We start from the raw sequence: 23,442 nt of genomic DNA, 5'->3' as shown, positions 1-23,442 counted from the left end.
AACGAATTCATACACCGTCCCCGCTTACAGACCCCTCCAGGCAGGCAAGCCTTTCCTTCCGGTCGGATGTACCAGCTGAAAAACCGGGAAGCCAGCCCCACGCCGGGAGCATCTATGCCATTTTAAAGGTCCTAGAGTTGACGTTAGAGGCCCTTAAGAAAAAAACATAGAAAATGGAGGGCAGAATTTGACGTATCACGTCAAATTCTGAAGCGGCATGCAACCCGAAATTATCAGATTTCGGGTTGCATGCCGCTGGACCTTCATTTTCTATGTTTTTTTATTTAGGGCCTCTTACGTAAACGGAGCGGATTTTTAAAATGGCATAGATGCTCCCGTCGTGGGGCTGGCTTCCCGGTTTTTCAGCGTCCCAATATCCCCCCAAACCCACAGCTTGCCTTCTAAAGCCCCTCTGTTACTACTTCAATTGCCTTATCCAGCTGGTTATCCGCATCTTCATGATCAGGATCCGCCACATACTCGACCTCTACATCCGGCGTGATCCCCTTTTTGTTTATGCTTCTCCCTGCCGCCGTAAAGTATTCGGCTATGGTCACCTTCAGGCAGGTTCCGTCTCCCAGATTCACCAACTGCTGTACAACCCCCTTGCCGTATGTGGTCATGCCGACGATTTTACCCACGCCATAATCCTGCACCGCTCCTGCGAATATCTCAGAAGCGCTGGCGCTGGCCTGATTTACAAGAACTGCCAGGGGCTTCTTGAATTCATGATCTTCTTCGTTTTTTTCCTCTATAACGTTGCCGTCTTTATCTTTGGTAGATACAATCGTCCCTTCCGGGAGAATCATCCTCAGCATATCTACCACTGTATCCAGATTGCCGCCCGGATTGGAGCGAAGGTCAATAACCAGGCCCTTCATGCCCTGGTTTTCCAGGTCGGTTAGGGCATTCTCAAACTGTTTTAATGTGACTGTATCAAACTCCAGGATCCGCAGATAGCCGATCTGGTCTTCCTTCATCTCATACTCGACAGTCTGTGTCTCGATCTTACGGCGGGTAGCTGTACAGACGACCTCCTCCGCGTTCTCGCCTCTGTAGACGTGCAGAGCCACCTCCGTGCCTTCCTCTCCTTTGATCCAGGACACAATCTCACTCAGATCTTCTTTGTCAATCACATGATCATCTACCTGGTAAAGAGTATCTCCGGTTTTAAGTCCGGCCTCCTCCGCGGGAGAATCTTTATAGATATTGCCGATCGTCACCTGCCTGGTCTGGTAATTCTGCAGCAGCGTGGCGCCGATCCCGCTGTATTCCCCGGTTGTTGACTCCAGCAGATCCCGGGTCTGTTCCTCATTGTAGTAAACCGTATAAGGATCCCCCAGACCACTGGCATAGCCGTTGTATATGCCGTCCTGCATGGCTTTTTCATCTATATCATCTCCATAAAGATAATATTGGTCTATAACATTGCTTAACATATTCAGCTTCTTATCGGTCTCACTCTCCGCAGAGATCTGTGCAGCTTCTGCCTCTCCCCCTGCCATCCTGACTGAGACCGCCTTCCACACTCCGGAACCCAAAATCACAATTAATAGCATAATGAGGGCGCCGGAAAGCGCCCCCTTAATAAAACTCTTTTTATGATCCATATTTCATGTCCAACCTTTGAAATTATTCTGTATGTTTACAGATAGCCCAAGGGATCCACTGCCACGCCGCCGGATTCCACCTGGAAATGCAGGTGCGCGCCGAATGAATTACCGGTATTGCCCACATATCCGATCTGCTGTCCCTTCACAACGGTCTGGCCGGCTGTCACGCAAAGTGCAGAATGATGCATATATTTTGTCGTTAATCCATTGCCGTGGTTGATGACTACCCAGTTCCCGGCACTGTCGCTCCATCCCGCTATCACAACCGTACCGTCGGCCGCTGCGTATGTAGGTGTTCCCTCTCCTGCCGCAAGATCCAGCCCCTTATGGAAGGCACCGTCAAAATCCCGGTATCCAAACGTACTGGATATAACTGCCCCCGGACATGGATTGGTAAACTGGCCGCTTCCACTGACAACAGGCGTGGTGCTTGGCGGTGTATAACTGCCCCCGCCGGATGACTGCTGCTGCTGTTGTGCTGCCTGCTGGGCCGCCTGCTGCTGTTCCTGTTTGATGCGTTCTGCTTCCGCTTCCTCTATCAGCTTCTGCAGGGTCGCCGCATTATCTCCGATCTGCTTCTCCAGATCGGCGAGCTGTATCTTTTTGCTGTCCAGCAGTGCCTGAACTTCATTCTGCTTGGCAACCAGTTCTTCCTGCAGGCCCGAAAGCACTTCATACTCATCCTTGAGAGAAGCCTCTTTCTCTTCTACGTCTTTCACTACGTCCTGGAACTCAATAAGCATATCTCTATCATATGCAGAAATCTGCGAAACATACTCCGCTTTATTTAATAAATCCCCAATACTGTCACTGGAAACCAATATCTCCAATAACTGGGAGTTCCCATTCTCATACATGAATTTAATACGCTTCTTCATGCTTTCATACTGGTCATTCTCATCCACTTTTGCCTGAACGAGCTCGTCTTCCGCTTTCTGGATCTCATCCTGTTTCTTTTCCAGCTTTTCTTTTGTGTCGTTCATATCTGCAATGATCGAGTTAAGCTGAGATGCCAGGGAGTCCTTTTCTTTTTCGGCGGCCTTTTTCTGGTTCTCCAGTTCCTCCGCCTTTTTCTGTGCTTCATCCACAGTAGCCGCGTTTACATTGAGCACCATGCCCAAACTCAAAGCAATGACCAAAACTGTACTTATTATACTCCTCTTTCGTCTTCTCATAGGCGCCACCTATACTTTCAAATGCTTACGTACAGTGAAGTAGCTTCCGACAAAACCAATTCCCACACCTAACAGCAGCCCGATCGGGAGCAGCAGGCGGTATACCGTTGTAACCGGCAGGAAATTAATGATATTGTTCAAAATCTGGAACTTGGTCAATACATACTCGACCGCCTTGCCATAAAGTCCATACAGCAGGGCCAGCGGTATAATCGCGCCCACAAGTCCCATAAGAAGACCTTCAATAACAAACGGTGACCGGACGACAAAGTCCTTGGCCCCAATATATTTCATAATGGCAATCTCTTCCTTACGCACCGTAATACCCATGGTTACCGTATTGCTGATCAGGAAGATCGATACCCCAAACAGTATGATAATAATGGCGATGGATACATACCCTACCAGTACATTTACGCTGGAAAGCGTGTTTGCCACAACATCAGACTTGTTCACCTTCCGTACCCCGTCCAGGCCCTTGGCAAACTTGACAAGATCCTGCTGAGTGGAAGCAAGCGACTTGCTCCTGACAGAGAGGTTCGCATCATTTTTCTCCACTGTTTTCATATATACTTCATAGTTATCGGATCCGGCCAGCGGGTTGTCATTTTTAAATCCGTCCGCCAGATCTGCATTGTCTTTAAAATAGTCGCTCTTAAACTTGTCCCATGCGTCATCCGCTGACACAAAGTTAACTTTCGATACATCGTCCCTGCTTCTTAAGGCTTCCCCGATATCATCGATCTGCTGCTGTGTGGCATCCTCGTCAAAAAATACGGTGATAGCCACCCCTTCCTCCGCTGACTTTATGATATACTGAAAGTTCAGCAGGATAGAAAAGAATAATCCAAACAGGAAAATACAAGCTGACATTGTCGCAACTGATGCGAGCGAAAACATCTTGTTTCTCCCGATATTCTTAACCCCTTGTTTTCCTACGTATCCTAATGTACTAATTCTCATCGAAATACCCACCTTTTTGTTCATCACTGACGATAACGCCCTGTTTCATCGTTATGACGCGCTCGTTCATCTCGTTTACGATCTCCTGGTTGTGAGTAACAACCAATACTGTTGTCCCTCTCTCATTCGCCTCTTTCAGCAGACTCATGATTTCCCATGAGTTTGTTGGATCCAGGTTACCAGTCGGCTCGTCGGCCAACAAAATAGCAGGTTCATTTACAATCGCCCTCGCAATCGCAACACGCTGCTGCTCTCCCCCTGACAGCTCTTTTGGGAATGACTTATACTTCTGGGCCAGTCCCACCAGCGACAGCGCCGCCGGCACCTTCCTCTTGATAACTCTTGTCGGTGTCTCTGTCACACGCAGTGCAAAAGCAATATTTTCATAGATATTTCTGTCTTTCAAAAGCCGGAAATCCTGAAATACAACCCCCAGGCCTTTTCTGTACTTCGCAATGTGACGATGCCTCATTCTGTTTAGGTTCTGCCCGTTCACTATGATCGTCCCTTCCGTCGGATCTAACTCCTTCATAATGAGACGAATCAGAGTAGACTTTCCTGAACCGCTGTCTCCCACGATGAACACAAACTCCCCCTGTTCAATCTTGACGGAAACTCCGTTCAGGGCGGCATTGCCCTTAGAGTACTCCTTCGTTACATTTCTTAATTCAATCATATGCTCCTCCTAATTATTCATACTCATTAGTATTCCAATGACTCCATATACTTCATGTATTTTACCACCATCAGAGCAATCTTGAACGTAATCGCGTCCTCAAAAACGCGCAGATCAAGCCCGGTGCTCTTCTGCAGCTTATCCAGCCGGTATACCAGAGTATTTCTGTGAATGTACAGCTGTCTGGACGTTTCTGATACATTCAGACTATTTTCAAAGAACTTGTTGATAGTCGTCAATGTCTCCTCATCAAAATCGTCCGGAGATTTCCCCTCGAAGATCTCCTTGATAAACATCTTACATAACGGGATCGGCAGCTGATAGATCAGGCGTCCGATACCCAGCGTGCTGTATGCCACAATGTCCTTTTCGTCAAAGAAGATCTTGCCCACATCCAGTGCGAGCTTTGCTTCTTTGTAGGACTTTGAAACTTCCTTGATGTCATTTACGATGGTTCCGTATGCAATATGGATGTGTTCTTCCCCGCATTCATTGCGCAGAATTTCCAGCATATCCTTTGCCATCTTCTCCAGCTCTTTGCCGCCGTCTTTATCAGTAAGTTCCTTGACCACAATGATATTCTTCTCGTCCACAGCCGTAATAAAGTCTTTTGATTTTCCTCCGAGAAGGTTCCTAACATTGTCCAGCGCTACGCTGTCTTTTTCGTGAGATGTTTCAATAATAAAGATAACACGTTTTATCTCTGTGTCAATATGTAATTTCTTGGCCCTGTTGTAAATATCCACTAACAGGAGATTATCCAGCAAAAGATTTTTGATAAAATTATCCTTATCAAACCTCTCTTTATATGCTACCAGCAGGCTCTGAACCTGAAACGCCGCAATCTTGCCGACCATGTATACTTCCTCGTTCTCACCGCCGGCCAGCAGAACATATTCCAGCTGCTGTTCATCGAAAATCTTAAAAAAATGATCCCCCTGAATAACCTGGCTGTCAGCCGGAGATTCCACAAAAGACAGGACTGCACTTTCATAATCCTTTGTATCTTCAAATGTGGCTGCAAGCGCTTTGCCTTCCGTATCCAGAACACTGAAATCAATCCTGGAAATATTCTTAAGGCCCTCAATTGTGTTTTGAAGTATCTGATTTGAAATCATACTTTCTCTCCTCCGCTTTATGACTCTATTCATGTGCATTTTTCACAAATTCCGGCATCAAAAAATGTGAAGAACGTACATATACAAGATATATATTAATGCATAACGTCAAAAAAATAAAGAGGAAATCCACTTTTTTTATGCATTTCCTCATATTTTTTACAAAAAATTCATATTTTCGTCATTATACATTGTTCACAAATCTTATTCTACGGGGAAAAATCCTTCACCCATAACCTCACGGGCATCGCTCACAATAATGAACGCATTTTCATCGATTCTGCCCACCAGTTCCTTCAACTGCACCAGTTCTTTCTTTGTAACCACACAGTAGAGCAGGCATCGGTCCTTCCCTGTATACATGCCTTTTGCATATATACCGGTAAGTCCGCGGTCCACTCCGTGCATGACCGTCTCTGCCACCTCATCGTACCGGTCTGTGATAATAAAAGCAGCCTTTGCGAATTTCACCCCTTCTATCATTGCGTCCGCAATTCGGTTGACCACCACAATGGTAATGATTGCATAAAGCGCGCGTTCAATACCAAACACATATCCACCGGCTATGACAATCACAGCGTCTAGCACCATCATAATCTTCGCCACGGAAAACTGCCGCAGATAATTCTGGATAATTGCCCCGACCATGTCTGTTCCTCCGGTCGTTGCCCTGGCTGAAAATACCAGGCCCATACCGACCCCCTGCAGCGCCCCGCCGAACACGGCGGCCAGCAGGAGGTTGTCCTGAATAAAGGAAAACTCGGGCAGAACTCCCAGCCAGACCGAAACCATGGCGGTTGCAAATAAGGTCCTGCCGATAAATGACCTGCCTTTTACTTTCAGTGCCGCAAGAAATACAGGCACATTGAGGGCGGCATTCGTAAACCAGAGAGGAATACCGCCAGGAAGAATCCCTTCCGTAAGGTTCTTAATGATGATAGCCAGCCCTGAAAATCCGCCGACTACCAGGCTGTTGGGTTCATAAATACATTTGATGGCAAAAGATACGATTCCTGTCCCCACAGCGATGTATGCATACTTTATATACACGGGTTTTTCCCGATATCTATGCATGCTCAATTCTCCTTCTTCTGTTTTCCCACCCGATAACGGAATACCTTTTTCAAAAAGAAACGGCGTACTCCATCTCCGCTTTTCTCGCTGAAGCTCTGTTCCAGAGCCCTGCCGCATCCCAGCCATACACGGGCATTGAGCAGCGCGGCATTTCTGACAATAAAATCCTCCTGCTGCGGTGAGGGCAGTACAGAAAGTATACAATCAATTTCCGCACCGTTGATGTTGTTAATGACATCCTCCTCGGACTTTCCTTCTACGTCCAGGGCGCCATAGCCCGCCACCGTAATTCCTCTGTTGTATGTTTCCACAGCCTCTTTGAGGCTTATCATCTCCTGCTCGGACTGCACCATCAGAAAGATCTTCTTTCGATTTTTCTGGAGGTAGCGCAGGAACATTTTAAGAAACACTTTATTTGCTACATCCTTTAGTAAATATCTATCCTGTACTTCCGCCGCTTCCAGTATCTCTTTCTCTCCCGGAAGCACCATATCCATTGCTTTTGTATCTTCTTTCCATGCAGGATTGTCCTTTTCCTGCATGAGCATATCCAGCGTGATAATTTCAATCGTATTGATGGATTCACTCTGCATATACTGCACAGCCGCCTGCATAGCGGCTTTTGCTGTGAAGCCGTCAATCTCCACATCAAAGATATTAATCTTCTCTTTCATCTACACCACCTGTGCTTCTTCTCCCCAGTCGTACAATTGTATCAAAAATCTGCAGATTTTTCAACTCTTTCGTTTTCTTTTCGTAATCAGACCTCCGATCCGTCCTGTTTCTTTTGAGGATAAAGACTTCCATCCCTCTGCCATAACTTTATCTAAAAGGCCCAGTTCTTCTGCAATTTCATACTTCACCTTCTCTTCAGGCTCCAGATTTTTCAAGTCAATTGGTTTTGATTTCTTTTCAGACATATTGATACCTACCTTTCTTTTTGGTAGGAGTATTGCCTAAAATACGTACGACATTCAAAATGAGTAAGAATTTCACATTCAGATGCACCGTTGTCACATTTCTTAGGTCTCGTGGATCCATACCCGCATTTCCCCTGCCGTCCGGTTTCCCCACAGGAAATATGGCACTGCATAAATCATTGTCCCGCCGGCGCGTGGAGGCGTTTCACTGTATAAAGCTTCGCTGTCCCCTTTCAATCTAAGGCCGGCGGCTTCCAGCCCTATATAATCCCCCAGAAGCTCATCGGACTTCTGTCTTTCTATTATCTCAGATCCTGCCGGAAGCAGAAGCGCGTTCTGCCCCGTTCCATTGTCAGCCTCTTCCAGGCAGTACACCAGAGGCCCCCGCATCAGCGCTGTACATCCCGCGTCTTCCCGCACACAAAGATTCGCGTAGATCCGTTTCACCTCCATACACAGATGCAGGCTGACGGTATCTCCCTTAGTCCATTCCCTTATTATTGAGACATAACCGTCTTTAACCTCATATTCCTCCGTACATTCCCTTCCATTTACCAGCAGGCTGTAGGAGGAACACCACCCTGGTATTCTGACGGCCAGGGCACTCTTCTCCCTTTTTTCATGATCACAGACTTCATACTGGATCCTACCCTCCCAGGGATAGTCCGTGACCGTCTTCCAGCTGATTCCATTCTGCAGGGAATGAAAAACACCTCCCAGATAGAGGTGCGAGTAAACACAGCCCCTTGATTCTCCCCATGCATATTTTCCAAGCGATGCGAGCAGACGCGCTATATTGGGCGGGCAGCAGGCGCATGCATACCACTTTGGCCTTACCGGCCGCACATGCTCATACCCGGGCACCTCACCGGATATGCCGGGTACAACCTCCAGAGGATTCACATAGAAGAAATGTCTGCCGTCCCTTCCCATTCCTCCCAATACTCCATTATACAGCGCGCGCTCCATCACATCCGCATATTTTCCGCTAAGATCCAGCCCCAGCATCTTCCTTGCCCAGAACACAAGTCCCACCGCCGCGCAGGTCTCCGCATATGCCCTGTCGTTGGGAAGGTCATAATCCACAGTAAAGGTCTCGCCCTTAGCGCCAGAACCTACGCCTCCGGTTATATACATCCTTTTTTCCGTCACATTTTTCCACAGCCTTACGCAGGCTGCTTTCAGTTCTTCATCCGCTGTCCATGCCGCCAGATCCGCCATTGCTGTGTAGAGATACATGGCACGGACAGCATGCCCCTCGGCCGTATCCTGCTCCCGGATGGGGCGGTGGTTTTGGGTATAATTGCGCTCCGCGGGGTCCATCCAGGCCTTCCGGCTCTTTTCTTGCGCAAAGTAATTTGGGTCCGTGCCCCGTTCCTCAAGAAAATATCCTGCCAGATCAAAGTACCTCTGCTCCTTTGTCACTCTCCACAAACGCAGAAGCGCCAGTTCGATCTCCTCGTGTCCCGGGATACCGCGCACTTTTCCGGGACCGAAACGAGAATCAATCAGGTCCGCCAGGCGCATGGCCAGGTTTAGGAAGGTGCTCCTGCCGGACATCTCGTAATCAGCCACAGCGGCCTCTATCAAATGTCCTGCACAGTATAATTCATGGCACTCCAGTAGGTTCTGCCATTTATGCTCCGGCTCCTTAAGCTGGAAGTAAGTATTCAGATAGCCATCGTCCTCCTGTGCAAGCTCCATAAGATGAATCACCTGCCGCGCACTTTCTTCCAATCTTCCAGTTCCTTCCATATTAGAGACGTAGCTGACCGCCTCAAGCCATTTCGATACATCGCTGTCCTGGAATACCTGTCCGTAAAACTCCCCCGCCTCCTGACCGGCCGCAATACGAAGATTCCTGATTGCCCCGCTTTTTTCCGCGCCGGGAATCTCGTCCTTCAGGATCTGCTCCTGGTAAGGAAGAACGACATCCCGGATTAGTTCCTGATAAAAAGACCAGAATTTATCCTTTACCTCTATTGCTTTTAACTGTGGTTCTGTCTCGATATAATTCTTCATTCTTTCCTCTCTCTGCCCGCCGCTTCACGGAACTGTTTGGGACTCTGCCCCACATTGTCCTTGAAAAAACGGCTGAAATATGATACATCATGAAACCCGATCATTTCCGCAATATCTTTCAGCAGGTAATCCGTATTTAAAAGCAGTTCCTTCCCTTTCTCCAGCCGGATATTGGTGAGCAGCCTGCTTGGCGAGATGCGCTGCAGGCTGGTAAACTGATTCGACAGATACGTAGGATTATAGCCAAACTGGCCGGCAAACTTTTCCAGAGACAAATTGCTGTTGTAGTGCAGGTAAATATGCTGTTTCAGCAGCTCAACCACGTCCTCGATTTTTTTATTTGCCTTTCCCTCTTTGATCCTGCCAAAAACATCCTGAAACAGCCCACAGATTCCCTCCTCGAACTGCTCAAAAGTCCTGGCCTTCCCAATGACCTCCTCGGCCTGGTAAAATAAATCTTCGACCGCAGCCTCGGCCTCCAGAACCGGATTTCTCTGATAAACTTCCATAAGAATATATTTCACACTGAATTCGCAGCTGATCTGCGGTATCCTCTTTTTCTTCCACTTTGTACATAAAAGCCCAAAAAGGGAGCACAGCCCATCGCCGTCCCCCTGCTCCAGCAAAGAAGCGATCTGGCATTTCTCACTTTCATCCAGCGCCAGTTCACTCTCCTGATTCGATTCTTTCTCCAGAAATACAACATCACTCTTCCCAATCAGCACCTGCCTCGCAAGACTTCTGTGCAGTTTAGCATAAGTCCCGGGAAGCAGCCCGGTATGATCCATTTCATCCGACAAAATCATATGGACCGGCATGGAGAATTTCTTCTCGTAGGAGGAAAGTTTCAGTACCACACGCTGTATGGGGCTGATTTCCCGCTTCTTTACAGAAAGGAGGATCAGTTTTTCGTTCTGCTGTTTCATATCGAACACCAGACAATCCTCCCCCTCCCCAAGCCCCTGGCAGAGCTGTTCCTGCAGTTCTTTTGAAGAAAAGCCGCTGATTCCCACCTGAATCAGGTTTTCCGTCCGATTAGTAAACGGACCGATGGAAAATAGAATCAGGTAATAACAGCAGCCCTCTGTCTCGAGCTGCGCGGTATCTTTCTGTACCCCATTGACCACATAATCGTATACGTTCTGCTTCCTTCCGGCTTTTTTTGAATTCACCATCCTGGTATAGATCTTTTCCAGCGCGCTGCCGACCTCCTCCTTCCTGGGCGGCTTGAGGATATAATCCTGTACGCCGTATCTCATCGCCTGCTTCGCATATTCAAACTCAGAATATCCGCTGAGAATCACGTATTCCGTTCCCGGATACAGCTCCTTTGCCTTTCCGATTAATTCAAGGCCGCTCATCCCCGGCATCCTGATATCCGTAATCAAAACATCCGGCCTCGTGGCTGCCATCAGTTCCAGCGCTTCCATACCGTCCTCTGCGGCGCCTGTAATTTCAACGGACAGCCCCAGGTTTCCGATCAGAGCAATAATCCCCTGTCGGATTGCCGGTTCATCCTCTGCAACCAGTATCTTCATCAACATTGTTTTCTCCTTTTCCACCCCGTAACAGTTCCGTCCCTGTACTCCTTATGAAATGTCACGCTTCGATACTCCCGCGGTCTGTCCGCTGCATCAGGCTTACCCAGGAACCGCCCTCGGGCCTGTTTCCTGCCTCCAGCCCAATCCGGCCCTCTGAATAGATTGCCAGCCGTGCATACGTATTTGCCAGCGCCATTCCACCGATCCCCATCTCAGGAATCGAACTTCCTTCTCTGATATTTGCATCTATTTCTGCGAACTGTTCTTTAAGTTTTGCCAGGGCCTCGCCCGTAAAACCAGTCCCATTATCCAGGATCTGAATCCGCCACTCCTCACTTGTCCCCATACCCAGAACCTGTATTTCGTATTTTTTCTGCCTGCTGTTGGCAAAACTGTGCTGAAAACAGTTCTCTGCGATGGGCTGCAGTATGAATTTTGGAACCCTTATCTCCTCCATCGCCAGATCCACTTTTATGTCCACCTGCAGGCGGTCCAGATAGCGGTATCCCATTAATTTCAGATAGGTCTCAACATGTGCTATTTCTTCTTTCAAAGGTACCGTAGAATTTCCGGTATCTGTCGTGTACTGCAGCATTTTTGTGAGGTCTGAACAGATGTCCATGATCTCCGGCGCATCTTTCTGATACCCCATCAGCCCGATTACCGACAGTATATTATGCATAAAATGAGGATTGATCTGTGCCTGAAGCACTTCATATCTGGCCCGTACAGCCCTTGTCTTCGCCTCTACCAGTTCATTTCTGGACTTTTTCATCTTATCGAGCATGTCATAAAAGGCGGAGGTCAGCATCTGGATCTCGTCGTCCGTATCTTCTATATTCCGGTTTAAGGCCAGTTCCCCATAATTCATGTGCTGAATGCTGTCCCTGAGCTGCCGGATCGGCCGGTAAAGATTCTCTGTCACAAGGGTCACCAGCAGAATCATAATGCAGAGCAGAATCACGCCCAGCACGATAATCCATGCCAGATTCTGATAGATGACGCCCATATAGCTGTTTACATCTACATAGAGGCAGACCTGCATCTCAAAGGCAGTATTGTCCGCACCATATACCAGATATTTGCGGCTGCCGGCTTTTACTTCCTGTATGTGCCCCTCTTCCGTGAATTCCATCTCCCGCCATATGGATTCCAGGTGTTCTTTATTCTTTAGATCTTTCCCGTAAAACAGTTCTCCTCCATGATAAACAGCTACCTGAACAGGATAATTATTCATCTGCAGAGTGAAAATATCATCGAGAAGCTTTTTCTCATACTGGATATCAATATATCCCAATTTCTGGTATTCATCCTGAATCTGCCTGACATAAGAGAAGACCTCCTCTTTCGTGCGCCCGTATCCATCCTCCGCAAAGGGCGTAATATACTTGATGTATTCATCATCTCTCATCTTTTCCCGCCAGGGAAGAGCTTCAATCCCTTCTTTATTCATGTAGGCCTCGTTATAGATATCCAGATTCAGCCAGTCGTCACGCGCTGAAATCACGTGGAAGCTGCGGTTCCGGAAATCCTCTCCGATCAGGTTCATCAGAACCATCTGTATGGTCTTTCGCTCCTGGGGATATTTCTGGAAATAATTTTCCTCCCCATTATAATTTTCTGCCTGTTCCAGAACACGGAGCACATGCTTGTCAGAAGCCACGCCAAGCGAGATTCTGTGCATATTCTCCAGCAGCTCTCCAAACTGGGTGACCGCCCTGACGGAAAGCTGTTCCATTGTGTCCTGTTCCTTTTCCTTTATGGATTTGCTCTGGGAGTTCGTGTATATAGCGAGGAATATAAGGATAAGCAGACTGATTAAAAGAGAGAACAACAGGACTGCCTTTTTCTGATAACTAAGCTGTTTTACCCTGATCATCACGTTCCATCCCCTTTCTGTTTCATTTTCTGCAGCATTTTCCCCACTATATCACACAGCAAATTCGTTATCAACCTTTCACTGCGCCTGCCACCATGCCTGAAATGATATATTTTTGTCCCGCCAGATATACAATTACTACCGGCAGGGAGGAAAGCAGGATGTATGCACATACGATATTCCAGTCACTGCCAAACTGGCCGATAAACTTGTAAACGCCGAGGACTATGGTCCACTTGGAACTGCTGGACAGCAGATACAGCGGATACTGGAAATCATTCCAGATAAATACAAATTGCGTAATAAACGATGTCACGATTACCGGCGTCAGCATCGGGCGTATGATGTGGAAGAAAAGCTGCAGGGGAGTCGCCCCGTCCATTACAGCTGCTTCATCCAGCTCTTTCGGCACGGAACTGACAAAGCTGTATGCCAAGAATACGCTCAGCGGTACAAACATTGCGATATAGACAAATATAATCCCCGCATAAGAGTCCATCATCCTGAATTTCTGCAGGACCTGTATCAGTGCAATGACCTGTACCGGAACCACCAGCCCAAGCAGGAAATAAGAGTATACGCCTCTGTTAATCTTATCCCGGTTTCTGCTTAGGGAATATCCGGCCATTGTCCCCAATATGGAGGATGCCAAAACCGAAACGCCGGTAATCAGGACACTATTCAGGAAGGTCCTGAAAATATTGGACTCCGCAACCGCCACGGCAAAGTTTGCAAACTGCCACACTTCCGGCAGCTTCAGCGTCATGATATCTGCCTCCGCGGAGGTTTTAAATGAATTGATGATAATCAGCAGCAGCGGGATCAGAACGATCAGGCTCAGTATCCACATAAATACCGCCAAAACAGTGCGCTTTATTTTCTGTGCTCTCATTAGTGATCCACCTCCAGTTTTGCAAACAGTTTATTCAGGGCAAAGAATACTACAATGACAAACACCGTCAGTACCACATTGGCCGCACAGCCCGTGGAGAGTGCGCCGCTGCCCAGATAGGAGTATATGGTTGTACTTAGGACCTGGGTGGACATACCCGGCCCGCCTCCGGTCAGGGCGATGATGATATCAAATACCTTCAGTCCGTTGACTACGCTCAGAAGCACATTGATGCTGATAGAAGGCACGATCAGCGGCAGCGTGATATTTTTAAAACTGGTCCATGCCGTTGCGCCGTCGATCGAAGCTGCCTCGTAGTATTCTTTGGAGATCACCTGAAGCCCTGCCAGATAGATTACCATGCAGTAGCCGGCCCCTTTCCATATCTCTACCAGAATGACCATCCACATGGCAGTATTCGGGTTGCCGAGCCAGTCAAAGCTTAAGGCCGAGGAGCTGAAAACAGAAAGAATATGATTAATCAGCCCCGTATCCGGCTGGAGCATTGCCTGGAAGATCTGCCCAACGATCAGGGTGCTTAAGATTACCGGCAGATAAAAAATGGTGCGGAGCACATTTCTGGAACGGATGCTGGTATTCAGCGCAACCGCCATTGCCAGGCCGATCAGGTTCTTGCATACCGTTGTCAGTACGGCAAACAGGAGCGTATTGCCAAGCCCCACCCGGAACCGGTTCTGGGAAAACATCTGGATATAGTTGGCAAATCCGACGAATTCCTTGGAATCATTATAGATCGTGTAGTTCACAAAAGAGTAATAGATACCCAGAATCCCCGGCAGAATGTAAAATAATGTGTAAATAATCAGGGGGATCATCCAGAGATACCTGGGATACATTTTTTTATAATTCATTTACGAGCCTTCCTTTCTTAAAGTAACGGGGCACAAAAACCATCCCGTTTTTGTGCCCCGAATGTAACCGTTCAGGAAAGCCTGAACTGTTACCCCAATGCCGCTGTTCCTTAGAATCCTTCCAGACCAAGGGACTGGCAGATTCCCTCACGGATACCGTCATATTCATCACAGAACTGTTTCGGCGTATACCGGTTCATTACCACTTCCTGAAGCAGCTGGCAGAAGCTGTCCCAATCCTGCCCCTGTATCACGGAATTGTGTGATACATGCACGCCATAAGTTCCGTCGCTTAATTTGTCCAGGAGCTCTTTCGTCGGCGCCGTCATTTGGCTTGGCTCTATACCGTTGAACGGAGAAACCGCTCCGATGGAATCATAGAATGCCTGCAAATTTTCATCTTTTGCACACCAGTTAATAAAGTGCTTGCTCACGTCTATATTTTTCCCACCCTTTGGAATATAGAACTGTGTGCTGGTGGACTGGTAGATCGTATCGTTCTCTCCAATGTAATAGGGGATCATGGTCAGTTTGTCCGCTGTTCCTTCTCCATATTTTGCATTGATCTCATTGAACCAGGATGTCAGTCCGATCAGAACGCCGCATTCATTGTCTGCAACCGCCGCAAACTGTCCGTCCCAGGACTGTGCCATTGGATTTTTTCCAAAATAGCCGTCTTTCGACCAGTCATACAAATCCTGCAGCATTGCATTGAAGCTTTCGCTGTCACCGTAGTTCATCTCGTTTGTATTAAACTTTTTGATCAGATCAGGATCCTTCTGATTGTCCGCATAGACACCTGAGCTTGTGATATTGCCGCACATCCAGGAATCTCCTGCGCCAAAGTAAAATGGGGTATAGCCTTTTTCCTGCAGCACTTGAAAGGAATCTACAAGATCTTCTTTGGATTCCGGGATATCCAGCCCGCATTTCTCGAACACCTCTCTGTTTACACAGAAGCCCCAATAATCCTGTGCTGCCAGCGGGCAGCCGTAAAGTCTTCCGTCTGTGTCCACAAATCCGTCGATGCTGTTCAGTTTTTCCACCCATGGTTCCTCCGTCAGATCCTCCAGATTCTGGGAGGCGTTCATATAAGTCAGCTCGGCCGGTGATGCGGAGTTCATGATGATGTCCGGAAGTTCTTTTGTGGTAAACTTGGATTTGATGACCTCGGATGCGGTATCGCTTGGCAGGATCTCCACCTGGATCTTGACTCCAAACTCCTCTTTGTATTCGTCCACCAACGCCTGCATTCCGTCTTTCCACCAATCCTGTGAAGTAACCAGTGAAATGGTTCTTCCGTCCAGATCGTCTTTGGTGTACTCGTAAATATTGGCATCGGTTTCCTGTTTGCTGCTCCCGGAACCTTTCTGTGCGTCCGCACCTTTATCGTCCCCGCCCTGGGAACATCCTCCGAGGATTGCTGATACTGTAAAAATTCCTGCCATCAGCATTGGCATTACTCTTCTCTTTTTCATAACCTTCTCCTTTCTTCTCCTGTACCTTTCCTTTACTGATGATTAGATTATAATCGGGCTGCCTTCTTTTTCACATGCACTTTTCACAGGAACAACTTGCACTTTTCAAATATACTCCCGGACAATGCTGTATTTTACGCCCGCTTTCAGATCAATTTCAGCCTCCCAGCCTGACGTTACCGGCAGGGCACGTCCCAAAGCGCTGCCATTCTCCCCACGAATTACAAAAGGAATGGAACATACGATCACGGCCCGCCCATCTCTTCCAGCGCACAGGCCGCCGCCTGTAAGAGCCCCCTCTTCCCACTCCAAGGATATCCCGAGGCTGCCCGGTGCGCCAATTCCCTTTACACGGCCGCTTTTCCATGCTTTCGGCAGTGCGGGGAGCAGATAAATCTTTCCGCTAAGGCACTGAACAAGGAATTCGGCCATCCCTGCTGCCGCTCCCAGGTTTCCATCGATCTGGAAGATTTCACGTTCCCCTTCATTTTCTCCCAGAGGCGGGTGCAGGTCGAATAAATTATCATAAACCGAGTATTTCAACATCTGTTCCACGTATTCCCATGCACCGTCCGGATCCTTCAGCCTTGCCGAAAAGTTGATCAGCCAGGCGCAGTTCCAGCCGATATACTGCTTTCTCCCATTCAGCCTGATCTCCAGGCTCTTCTTAACAGCCTCCACAAGCCCGGGAGTATCTTCACTATTGATCTGGTTGAAGGGATGAAAACCAATCAAATGTGCAAAATGCCGGTGGCCCGGATCTGCTTCCCTGTATTCTTCCCTCCATTCCAGCAGCTGTCCCTTGCTGCCGATCTGAAATTCCGGAAGCGCATCCAGTACATGTCCGGCCTCCTGGCACTGCCTGCTTACTGGCTGTGTTCCCCGCAGGATCTTCTCGATTTCCAGCAGGTCCAAGAGAACTTCCCGGATCAGAACAATGTCCATCGTGGAGGACACACAGGCGGCGCATTCTCTTCCCTGGTCATCATAAAATGTATTTTCCGGAGAGGTGGAGGGACATGACTGGTATACCCCGTCCTCCTGATATAAATAATCTAAGATAAACGCCGCACATGCCTGAAATACGGGATAGATCTCCGCCAGATACTCCGGATCCCCTGTATAGAGATAGTGCCGGTAAAGATGGGTTGTGAGCCAAAGACCTCCCATAGGCCAGTACGCCCACTTTACTTCTCCCAGCGCCGGAATACACTGCCGCCACAGATCGATATTGTGGTGGACCGCAAAGCCGCGGCAGTTTAAGTTCGCCGCCGCTTCCTGTCCCGCGTCTGCAAGTTCTTTTATCATCTGAATCAGCGGGATCTCACACTCCGGCAGATTTCCGGGCCCGCAGATCCAGTAATTCATCTGGGTATTGATATTCACGGTCCAGTTGCTGCTCCACACGGACCGCACGTCCTCACACCAGATACCCTGGAGGTTCGCCGGCTGTACCATAGCGTCCAGCGGTCTTGAGGAAGTGAGCATCAGGTATCTTCCGTAATGGAATAATAGCACGGAAAGGCCCGAATCGACGCTTCCACTTCTTACCATCTCCAGGCGCTCATCCGTCGGCCGCTGCTCCGCCTCTTCCCCGCCCTCTAATTCCAGGACAGTCCGAAGATAAAACCGCTGATGTTCCCGCGTATGCTCCCGGAAGTGCTCCTCATAGGATGTAAGCTTTGCCTGTTCCCACCGCTCCTCCAGGCAATGGACCAAGAGTTCGTCTTGTGTGCACAGGGGGCTTCCGTAACCTTCATATCCAGTTTTACCTGATAAGAACAAGGTCAGGCAGGTAAAATCCTGAATGCAGATCTCCCCTTCATTCTCCCTGATCAGGCCGTCACATTCATTAACCCCAATAAAAAGGCCGTATTTCATGCCCGGCTTTTCTTCGTCGTACTGAATCGGGTCGCTGCTGGATACATAGTTTGGCTCTACATGGGAAGGCGCCTGTGCCAATAATAACAGCCCTTGCGTCTTTGCCTCATTCTTTATCACTTTTAATGGGGTATGCAGGGAGATCGTAACTGAGAGCGGCGCGCCTTCTGTATGAATCCGGATATACATCCCGTTTTGTACTGCCGAGACAAAAACCTCTTCTCTTACCTTCTGCCCCTTGAACTCCCAGACCGTCCGCGTTATGGCTTCATCCAAGTGCAGACGCCTGTCACAGGCATCGTATTTTTCATCAGTCCCAAACTGCAGCTCCAGCCGCCCTGCCGACAGATAGGATTCATTATTACACCCCAGCATATGCTCCTGGATCAGCTTCTGCGCGTCCCAGTACGCGCCGTCCTTTAAAAGTCTTCTGGCCTCCCCCAGCATTTCCTGCGGGATCTTCTGCTGCCCCCGCCAATGTCCCGGGCAGCCGGACCACAAAGTATCCAGGTTCAGAGAGATGCGCTCCCGGGGAAATCCCCCGTATACCATAGCCCCAAGATGTCCGTTTCCGAGCGGCAGCGCCTGGGTAAAATCTTTTGCCGGCTTTGTATACCATAATGTCTGGTTTTTAGTTTTCATAGTCTCTTCCTTTCCCCGTTTTTTGTGCAAAGGGGTCTGACCCTTTTGCAGAGGGGTCTGACCCCTTTCCCGCCTTTTCAGACAGTACCGGTGTTTCCTGCAGGCCAAATGGTTTCAGCACTGTCAGGGCAGACCATGCATCCCCGCTCTCATATACCGGTGTCACCGGAAAATAAAGTTCCAGCACATTCTCTCCCTCTGCAAGCTCCAGTTCTGCCGTGTAGGGCGGGCCGATCAGCATTTTCACCGGTTCTTTGTTGAGTTGGATTTCACATACATCCACTGGCTGCGGTATGGTTATTTTTCTCTGTACCGCTTGATCCGCAGATACCACGGTTCGGTAAATGATCTGGCCGTTGAATTTTTCTGACGCCAGCCATGGATTCAGATCCTCAAGCACCCCAGAATTCCCACGCCTGAGCAGCACCGGCTCTTCTGCCCTGCTGTCCGCCGCATAGATCTCCCATATGCTTTCTATTCTTTCACTTTCTTCCCATTGTCCCTGTGTTTCCGCCGGGATTTCTTCCCGCAGGAAAAGGCAGACCGCTGCCTCACCTGGCTCCAGGCTTAGAACTACATTTCCCTCCGCATTTCGTTTCAACTCATAGCATTTGTTTTCGAGTCCGTCATAGCGCACAGCATATGCCGGCTCTTCCCCCTTTTGGCAGACTGTGAATTTCTGTTTCTCTGCCACAGCTTCATTAAAACAAAGAAGGGCTGTCCCGTAATCATTTTCATATGGATAGGTTCGGAGCTTTTTATTCCCTCCCTGTATGACCAGACTCGGATGAATCAGTTCCATCACCCTCCCGGGGAGTTCCGTGAGCGAAACTGTCTCCACCATGCTGATAAAGGCATTATCCGCATCCGGCGCCCTGTCGATGCAGAGTACCCGGCCTCCCAGCCGCATCCATTGTTCCAACCCTTTTAAAGTCTCTTCGGGCAGAAATTTCATGGCCGGAATTACCAGGCATTCATACTCCTGTGAACCCACTTTCAATGTGTTCCCATACTGTGTTTCATACCCGCCCGTACCGGAAAATACATCGCATGGAATCACATCTGCATCGATCTGGTGCTCCATCAGGCTGCGCAGCGGTTTCTGGTACAACTGCGCATCCTCTCCGGACCATTCCGCGTCCGCATGATACAATACCGCGGCCCGCGCAGGATACCTCCCTCCGCTCAGCAAATGCCCCATACGGTTCACATATTCCATTAATTTCTGAAAATACGGGTACTGCATATGTCTGCCTCCTGCATAGAAATGAGGCGGGCAGTCCGGATCCGGATATGTTTCCGGTGAAAATGCATGCGGTACGAAGTAATTAATCCCCCTGGCCAGCATATGATCCGCCAGCCATTTCATCAGGGATACGCCCTCCTGCCATCCAAACGCGCCAAATATCTCACACATCGCCCTGCCCTGATGCAGCTGGTTAATATGCGCCGCAGAACTCCCCAGCTTTCCAAGTCCGTAATGGAAGAACTCTCCATCCCGGTCAGAAGCCACCCACTGATGGGTTTCCTGATCCATCCCCGGCATTACCTGCAGCAGCACGACATCGATCCCTCCCATATCAAAGGAGGACATGGTTCTGAAATAGTGGCCGGTGCTGCATCCCAGACGCCCGTGGGAATTGTCATCCTCGATAATATGACCGACATGCAGAACACCCCTCTCACTGCACCAGTCTTGGATCTGATCTGAAAATGCGGTTTTTAATTGTTTTGTCACCGCATCCATATATTCGTACCGTATGGTTTTTGTCCTGTCACCGCACGGGTACCAAAGAGCCGGGAGATGATTCACAAAATCCACTTCCCATTTTTCCCGCAGCCTGTCGGAAAGTTCTCCGCTCCACGGAATAAATTTCATCTTTTCCCCAAGCCTTGCCTGAAAATCATACCCCGGAAGATTGCCAAATTCCGGCTCATCCGAAAAGAACCCTTCGAAGGTGCCGCCGAATTCCTTTCCATAATGCCTGTAATGCGGCTCATATACCTGCTCTATCAGCACTTTTACGGATTTCGAATCCAGAATATTAAAATAATTTAGTTTTCCATTCCCTTCATGGGTTGTATAGAACAAAACCACCCGGTGAAGCCCTTCCGGCACATCGATCCGAAGCCATCCGTCTTTGATCTTCCCCGTCACGTCAAGGCTTTTGGACAAGTCCAGTTCCGTACTGCCGGAATCCGTCCGGGGCGAAAGCACTGCCCCAACCAGCTCTTCTCCTTCTTTCAGCACCGCTCCCGCAGGAAGCGCAGCCTGTCTTACCGGCCCCAGGACATCCGTTGACCAGCAGGTAAGAAACTGATTTGACAACTCGTTCAATCCGCCTTCAAATGCACCGTTTGCATGCCCTGTTGGAAAATGGTCGTCATCCAGGAGCCATAGCTTCATGTCATGCTCTTTTGCATATTCCATAATAAAATCCATATCTGACCACCAGGACGTCCCCCCAAAGTCCGGATGGGGCCTGGCTTCAATGCAGATTCCGCGTATATTGCAGTCATAGATTTTATCCAGTTCTTCCCTTAATACCTTATGATCCTCACCGTGCATCCAGAAAAACGGATAGATTGTGTTACCCGCTTTGCCCTGCAATACCTGCTCTAATCTGTTATTACTCATGATCCCTGCCCCTTTTCCATATTTTTACTTCATAAGGCTGCAGACAGCACTGGCTCTGCGCCCCCCATTCCTCAGGTATGTCAGCTGTCTGTTCCCTGCCTGAATGATTCATCACAAACAAAAAGGCCTCCCTGTCATTCTGCCTCACCGCATATTCAACCGGCCCGCCCCAGGTATTCCTGATCATAAAGCCGCATTCCCTGCCAACCTGCTTCATGATCCATTCTCCCGCCGCTTCATCCGGAACGCATCCGATGTACCATGCTTTACCACTGCCGTACGTATGTACGGTGACTGCAGGTTTCCCTTTGTACATCCCTGTCTCATACAGAAGAACCGGCTCCGCTCCCTCCGGGCAGATACAGTCACACCAGATGGCGCCTTTTCCAACAGAACCTTCCCTGCTTTCTCTGTCTTGTTCTTTCCGGTTTTCTTGTTTATCCCCTGCCCGGGGCGCTGCTGCCAGACCGGACTCTTCCGCCCACATGCAGTCGTACTCGGGAACCGTAATTCCCAGCAGCTTTCTAAACGGCCCGGGAAGTATATCGGGAAGGCATGCGTTGCAGCGGTCTTTCACTCCCGAACGCACCGACATTACCAGGTTTCCCCCGGATTCCACATAGCGTTCCAGCCTCTCCGCCTGCTCCGGGGACGAGAGATACTGAAGCGGGGCAAATACCAAAGGATACGTCTCCATTGGCTCGCCTTCCCGTATGAAGTCAACCGCTATGCCCGCCTCGTAACACCATCTGTAGAACTGCTGCACCTGGTACAGGTAAGAATACTCCGGGTGATGGGGCTGCACCTGAAGCGCCCAGTCCTGCTCATAGGAGAAGAGTATCGCCGCCTGTCTCACCGGCATGCTTCCCTTCATCTCCTCCATCACCGGCTTCAGCGTTCGGATCGTTTCCTGCAGTTCCCGGTAAGTTCTGCCCGGAACACCGCTGTGAGGCAGAATCCCATGCCAGTACTGTTCCGTTCCATAAAGGCAGTTCCTCCATCGGAAATAGACAATTGCGTCCGCTCCATGCGCTACGCTCTGCGAAGTCCAGAGATTCAACTGCCCAGGCTGCGGAGTCCTGCCGATCAGTTTGCCCCCTGTGGCCCCTGCCTGCATCTCCAGCATCCAAAAAGGCTGTTTTTTGACGCTGCGGATAAAATCATAACAGGCTGCCACTTCCCATGCAGGCTGCCCCGGCTGCTCAAAATAGTATCCCGTCGGGTATTGGTCATTGCCCGCAATGTCCAGGTTCTCTGCCATTTCAAAATAGTCCGTTTTATCATAAAATCCCATCAGATTGTGGGTAATCATCTTATCCGGGGAGATCTCCCGGATGATATCTGCCTGCATCTTCAGGAAATCATTGACCAGGTCGGAGGTGAACCGTTTCCAGTCCAGTTCCAGAGATGGGCTGTGCATGGTCGGCACTGTCCTTGGCGCGGGGATCTGGGAAAAGTCGTTATATTCCTGGCTCCAGAACACGGTACCCCATGCAGCATTCAACTCCGAAACATTCTTATACTTTACTTTCAGCCAGCGCTGGAAGCTTCTCTCGCAGCTTGGGCACATGCACAGATCTTCATGGCTGTTTCCCAGCTCATTATCAATCTGCCAGCCGATTACCCATGGCTCATCCTTGTACTGCCCGGCCATTCTCTCCACTAATAACCGGATCGCACTACGATAATGATGATTGCTCATGCAGTCGTGATGGCGGCCGCCGAATCCCTTACGCTCCCCGCGGGAGTCCATGGGAAGTATCTCCGGATCCTCCCCGATCAGCCAGGCCGGAGGCGCCGCAGTAGGGGTGCCCAGTATGGTATAGATGCCTGCCTGTTTCAGCATTTCAATGATTTCATCCAGCCATCCGAACTGGTAGACTCCGGGTTCCGGCTCAAAACGGCTCCAGGAAAACTCGCCCATACGCACTGCCTGGATCCCCATCTCCTTCATCAGCCTGATATCCTTTGCCCAGCGCTCCTTCGGCCAATGCTCTGGGTAATAATCCACGCCAAAGGAAATCGGCGGTATAGCTGTCTTGTTCATAACTTTTCCTC

17 protein-coding genes are annotated in these 23,442 nt (G+C 49.2%); all 17 read right to left on the bottom strand.

Translation table 11 applies throughout. From position 1 onward, the window contains the following. Positions 1-401: 401 nt before the first annotated feature. Complete coding sequence (locus MWG26_RS05310; RefSeq protein WP_117441217.1) at positions 402-1,610, bottom strand: S41 family peptidase; 1,209 nt, start codon at positions 1,608-1,610, stop codon at positions 402-404. Between the two features lie 35 nt (positions 1,611-1,645). Further along, positions 1,646-2,788: a murein hydrolase activator EnvC family protein gene (locus MWG26_RS05305; RefSeq protein WP_025655021.1), complete on the bottom strand. Its 1,143-nt coding sequence runs from the start codon at positions 2,786-2,788 to the stop codon at positions 1,646-1,648. A gap of 9 nt (positions 2,789-2,797) precedes the next feature. Continuing rightward, on the bottom strand, positions 2,798-3,751 hold the full coding sequence (locus MWG26_RS05300; protein WP_025655020.1) for a permease-like cell division protein FtsX: 954 nt from the start codon (positions 3,749-3,751) through the stop codon (positions 2,798-2,800). Continuing rightward, complete coding sequence (ftsE, locus tag MWG26_RS05295) at positions 3,741-4,427, bottom strand: cell division ATP-binding protein FtsE (RefSeq protein WP_009002218.1); 687 nt, start codon at positions 4,425-4,427, stop codon at positions 3,741-3,743. The genes MWG26_RS05300 and ftsE overlap by 11 nt, the downstream gene beginning before the upstream one ends. A gap of 26 nt (positions 4,428-4,453) precedes the next feature. Then, positions 4,454-5,545: a PucR family transcriptional regulator gene (locus MWG26_RS05290; protein ID WP_025655019.1), complete on the bottom strand. Its 1,092-nt coding sequence runs from the start codon at positions 5,543-5,545 to the stop codon at positions 4,454-4,456. Positions 5,546-5,749: 204 nt separating this feature from the next. Beyond that, a complete protein-coding gene (locus tag MWG26_RS05285) occupies positions 5,750-6,619 on the bottom strand; it encodes a YitT family protein (protein WP_044926500.1) in 870 nt (289 codons plus the stop codon). 2 nt (positions 6,620-6,621) lie between these two features. Then, the gene (locus tag MWG26_RS05280; RefSeq protein ID WP_025655018.1) at positions 6,622-7,293 is read right to left on the bottom strand and encodes a WecB/TagA/CpsF family glycosyltransferase; all 672 of its coding nucleotides are present in this window, start codon (positions 7,291-7,293) and stop codon (positions 6,622-6,624) included. A 60-nt stretch (positions 7,294-7,353) separates the two neighbouring features. After that, entirely contained in the window at positions 7,354-7,539 is a 186-nt protein-coding gene (locus tag MWG26_RS05275) for a small, acid-soluble spore protein, alpha/beta type (RefSeq protein WP_025655017.1), read from the bottom strand. A gap of 102 nt (positions 7,540-7,641) precedes the next feature. After that, on the bottom strand, positions 7,642-9,561 hold the full coding sequence (locus MWG26_RS05270) for a glycoside hydrolase family 127 protein (RefSeq protein WP_025655016.1): 1,920 nt from the start codon (positions 9,559-9,561) through the stop codon (positions 7,642-7,644). Next, entirely contained in the window at positions 9,558-11,105 is a 1,548-nt protein-coding gene (locus MWG26_RS05265; protein ID WP_025655015.1) for a response regulator transcription factor, read from the bottom strand. The genes MWG26_RS05270 and MWG26_RS05265 overlap by 4 nt, the downstream gene beginning before the upstream one ends. A gap of 55 nt (positions 11,106-11,160) precedes the next feature. Beyond that, positions 11,161-12,981, bottom strand: a complete 1,821-nt coding sequence (locus tag MWG26_RS05260; protein ID WP_025655014.1) for a sensor histidine kinase — start codon at positions 12,979-12,981, stop codon at positions 11,161-11,163. Positions 12,982-13,051: 70 nt separating this feature from the next. Next, positions 13,052-13,873 carry a carbohydrate ABC transporter permease gene (locus tag MWG26_RS05255; protein WP_025655013.1) on the bottom strand — a complete coding sequence of 274 codons (822 nt, stop codon included), beginning with the start codon at positions 13,871-13,873 and terminating at the stop codon, positions 13,052-13,054. Beyond that, the gene (locus MWG26_RS05250) at positions 13,873-14,745 is read right to left on the bottom strand and encodes a carbohydrate ABC transporter permease (RefSeq protein WP_025655012.1); all 873 of its coding nucleotides are present in this window, start codon (positions 14,743-14,745) and stop codon (positions 13,873-13,875) included. The genes MWG26_RS05255 and MWG26_RS05250 overlap by 1 nt, the downstream gene beginning before the upstream one ends. A gap of 110 nt (positions 14,746-14,855) precedes the next feature. Continuing rightward, positions 14,856-16,223, bottom strand: a complete 1,368-nt coding sequence (locus MWG26_RS05245; RefSeq protein WP_025655011.1) for an ABC transporter substrate-binding protein — start codon at positions 16,221-16,223, stop codon at positions 14,856-14,858. 105 nt (positions 16,224-16,328) lie between these two features. Further along, complete coding sequence (locus tag MWG26_RS05240) at positions 16,329-18,746, bottom strand: glycoside hydrolase family 95 protein (protein WP_025655010.1); 2,418 nt, start codon at positions 18,744-18,746, stop codon at positions 16,329-16,331. After that, positions 18,736-21,384, bottom strand: coding sequence for a type 1 glutamine amidotransferase family protein (locus MWG26_RS05235; protein WP_025655009.1), 2,649 nt, complete (start codon positions 21,382-21,384; stop codon positions 18,736-18,738). The genes MWG26_RS05240 and MWG26_RS05235 overlap by 11 nt, the downstream gene beginning before the upstream one ends. Beyond that, positions 21,377-23,431: a beta-galactosidase gene (locus MWG26_RS05230; protein WP_117441216.1), complete on the bottom strand. Its 2,055-nt coding sequence runs from the start codon at positions 23,429-23,431 to the stop codon at positions 21,377-21,379. The genes MWG26_RS05235 and MWG26_RS05230 overlap by 8 nt, the downstream gene beginning before the upstream one ends. Positions 23,432-23,442 lie beyond the last annotated feature (11 nt).

Origin of the sequence: Faecalicatena contorta (genome assembly GCF_022835095.1) — a bacterium.
GTDB classification, from domain to species: Bacteria; Bacillota; Clostridia; order Lachnospirales; family Lachnospiraceae; genus Faecalicatena; species Faecalicatena contorta.
Note: the sequence above shows the minus strand (reverse complement) of the source record. Positions and strands in the feature narration are given on the sequence as shown.

Excerpts from the sequence above, each read along its gene's own strand:
- MWG26_RS05235 (WP_025655009.1), bottom strand. The coding sequence starts at position 21,384 with ATGAGTAATAACAGATTAGAGCAGGTATTGCAGGGCAAAGCGGGTAAC.
- MWG26_RS05305 (WP_025655021.1), bottom strand. The coding sequence starts at position 2,788 with ATGAGAAGACGAAAGAGGAGTATAATAAGTACAGTTTTGGTCATTGCT.
- MWG26_RS05255 (WP_025655013.1), bottom strand. The coding sequence starts at position 13,873 with ATGAGAGCACAGAAAATAAAGCGCACTGTTTTGGCGGTATTTATGTGG.
- MWG26_RS05265 (WP_025655015.1), bottom strand. The coding sequence starts at position 11,105 with ATGTTGATGAAGATACTGGTTGCAGAGGATGAACCGGCAATCCGACAG.
- MWG26_RS05300 (WP_025655020.1), bottom strand. The coding sequence starts at position 3,751 with ATGAGAATTAGTACATTAGGATACGTAGGAAAACAAGGGGTTAAGAAT.
- MWG26_RS05250 (WP_025655012.1), bottom strand. The coding sequence starts at position 14,745 with ATGAATTATAAAAAAATGTATCCCAGGTATCTCTGGATGATCCCCCTG.
- ftsE (WP_009002218.1), bottom strand. The coding sequence starts at position 4,427 with ATGATTGAATTAAGAAATGTAACGAAGGAGTACTCTAAGGGCAATGCC.
- MWG26_RS05270 (WP_025655016.1), bottom strand. The coding sequence starts at position 9,561 with ATGAAGAATTATATCGAGACAGAACCACAGTTAAAAGCAATAGAGGTA.
- MWG26_RS05245 (WP_025655011.1), bottom strand. The coding sequence starts at position 16,223 with ATGAAAAAGAGAAGAGTAATGCCAATGCTGATGGCAGGAATTTTTACA.
- MWG26_RS05230 (WP_117441216.1), bottom strand. The coding sequence starts at position 23,431 with ATGAACAAGACAGCTATACCGCCGATTTCCTTTGGCGTGGATTATTAC.
- MWG26_RS05290 (WP_025655019.1), bottom strand. The coding sequence starts at position 5,545 with ATGATTTCAAATCAGATACTTCAAAACACAATTGAGGGCCTTAAGAAT.
- MWG26_RS05310 (WP_117441217.1), bottom strand. The coding sequence starts at position 1,610 with ATGGATCATAAAAAGAGTTTTATTAAGGGGGCGCTTTCCGGCGCCCTC.
- MWG26_RS05240 (WP_025655010.1), bottom strand. The coding sequence starts at position 18,746 with ATGAAAACTAAAAACCAGACATTATGGTATACAAAGCCGGCAAAAGAT.
- MWG26_RS05280 (WP_025655018.1), bottom strand. The coding sequence starts at position 7,293 with ATGAAAGAGAAGATTAATATCTTTGATGTGGAGATTGACGGCTTCACA.
- MWG26_RS05285 (WP_044926500.1), bottom strand. The coding sequence starts at position 6,619 with ATGCATAGATATCGGGAAAAACCCGTGTATATAAAGTATGCATACATC.
- MWG26_RS05260 (WP_025655014.1), bottom strand. The coding sequence starts at position 12,981 with ATGATCAGGGTAAAACAGCTTAGTTATCAGAAAAAGGCAGTCCTGTTG.
- MWG26_RS05275 (WP_025655017.1), bottom strand. The coding sequence starts at position 7,539 with ATGTCTGAAAAGAAATCAAAACCAATTGACTTGAAAAATCTGGAGCCT.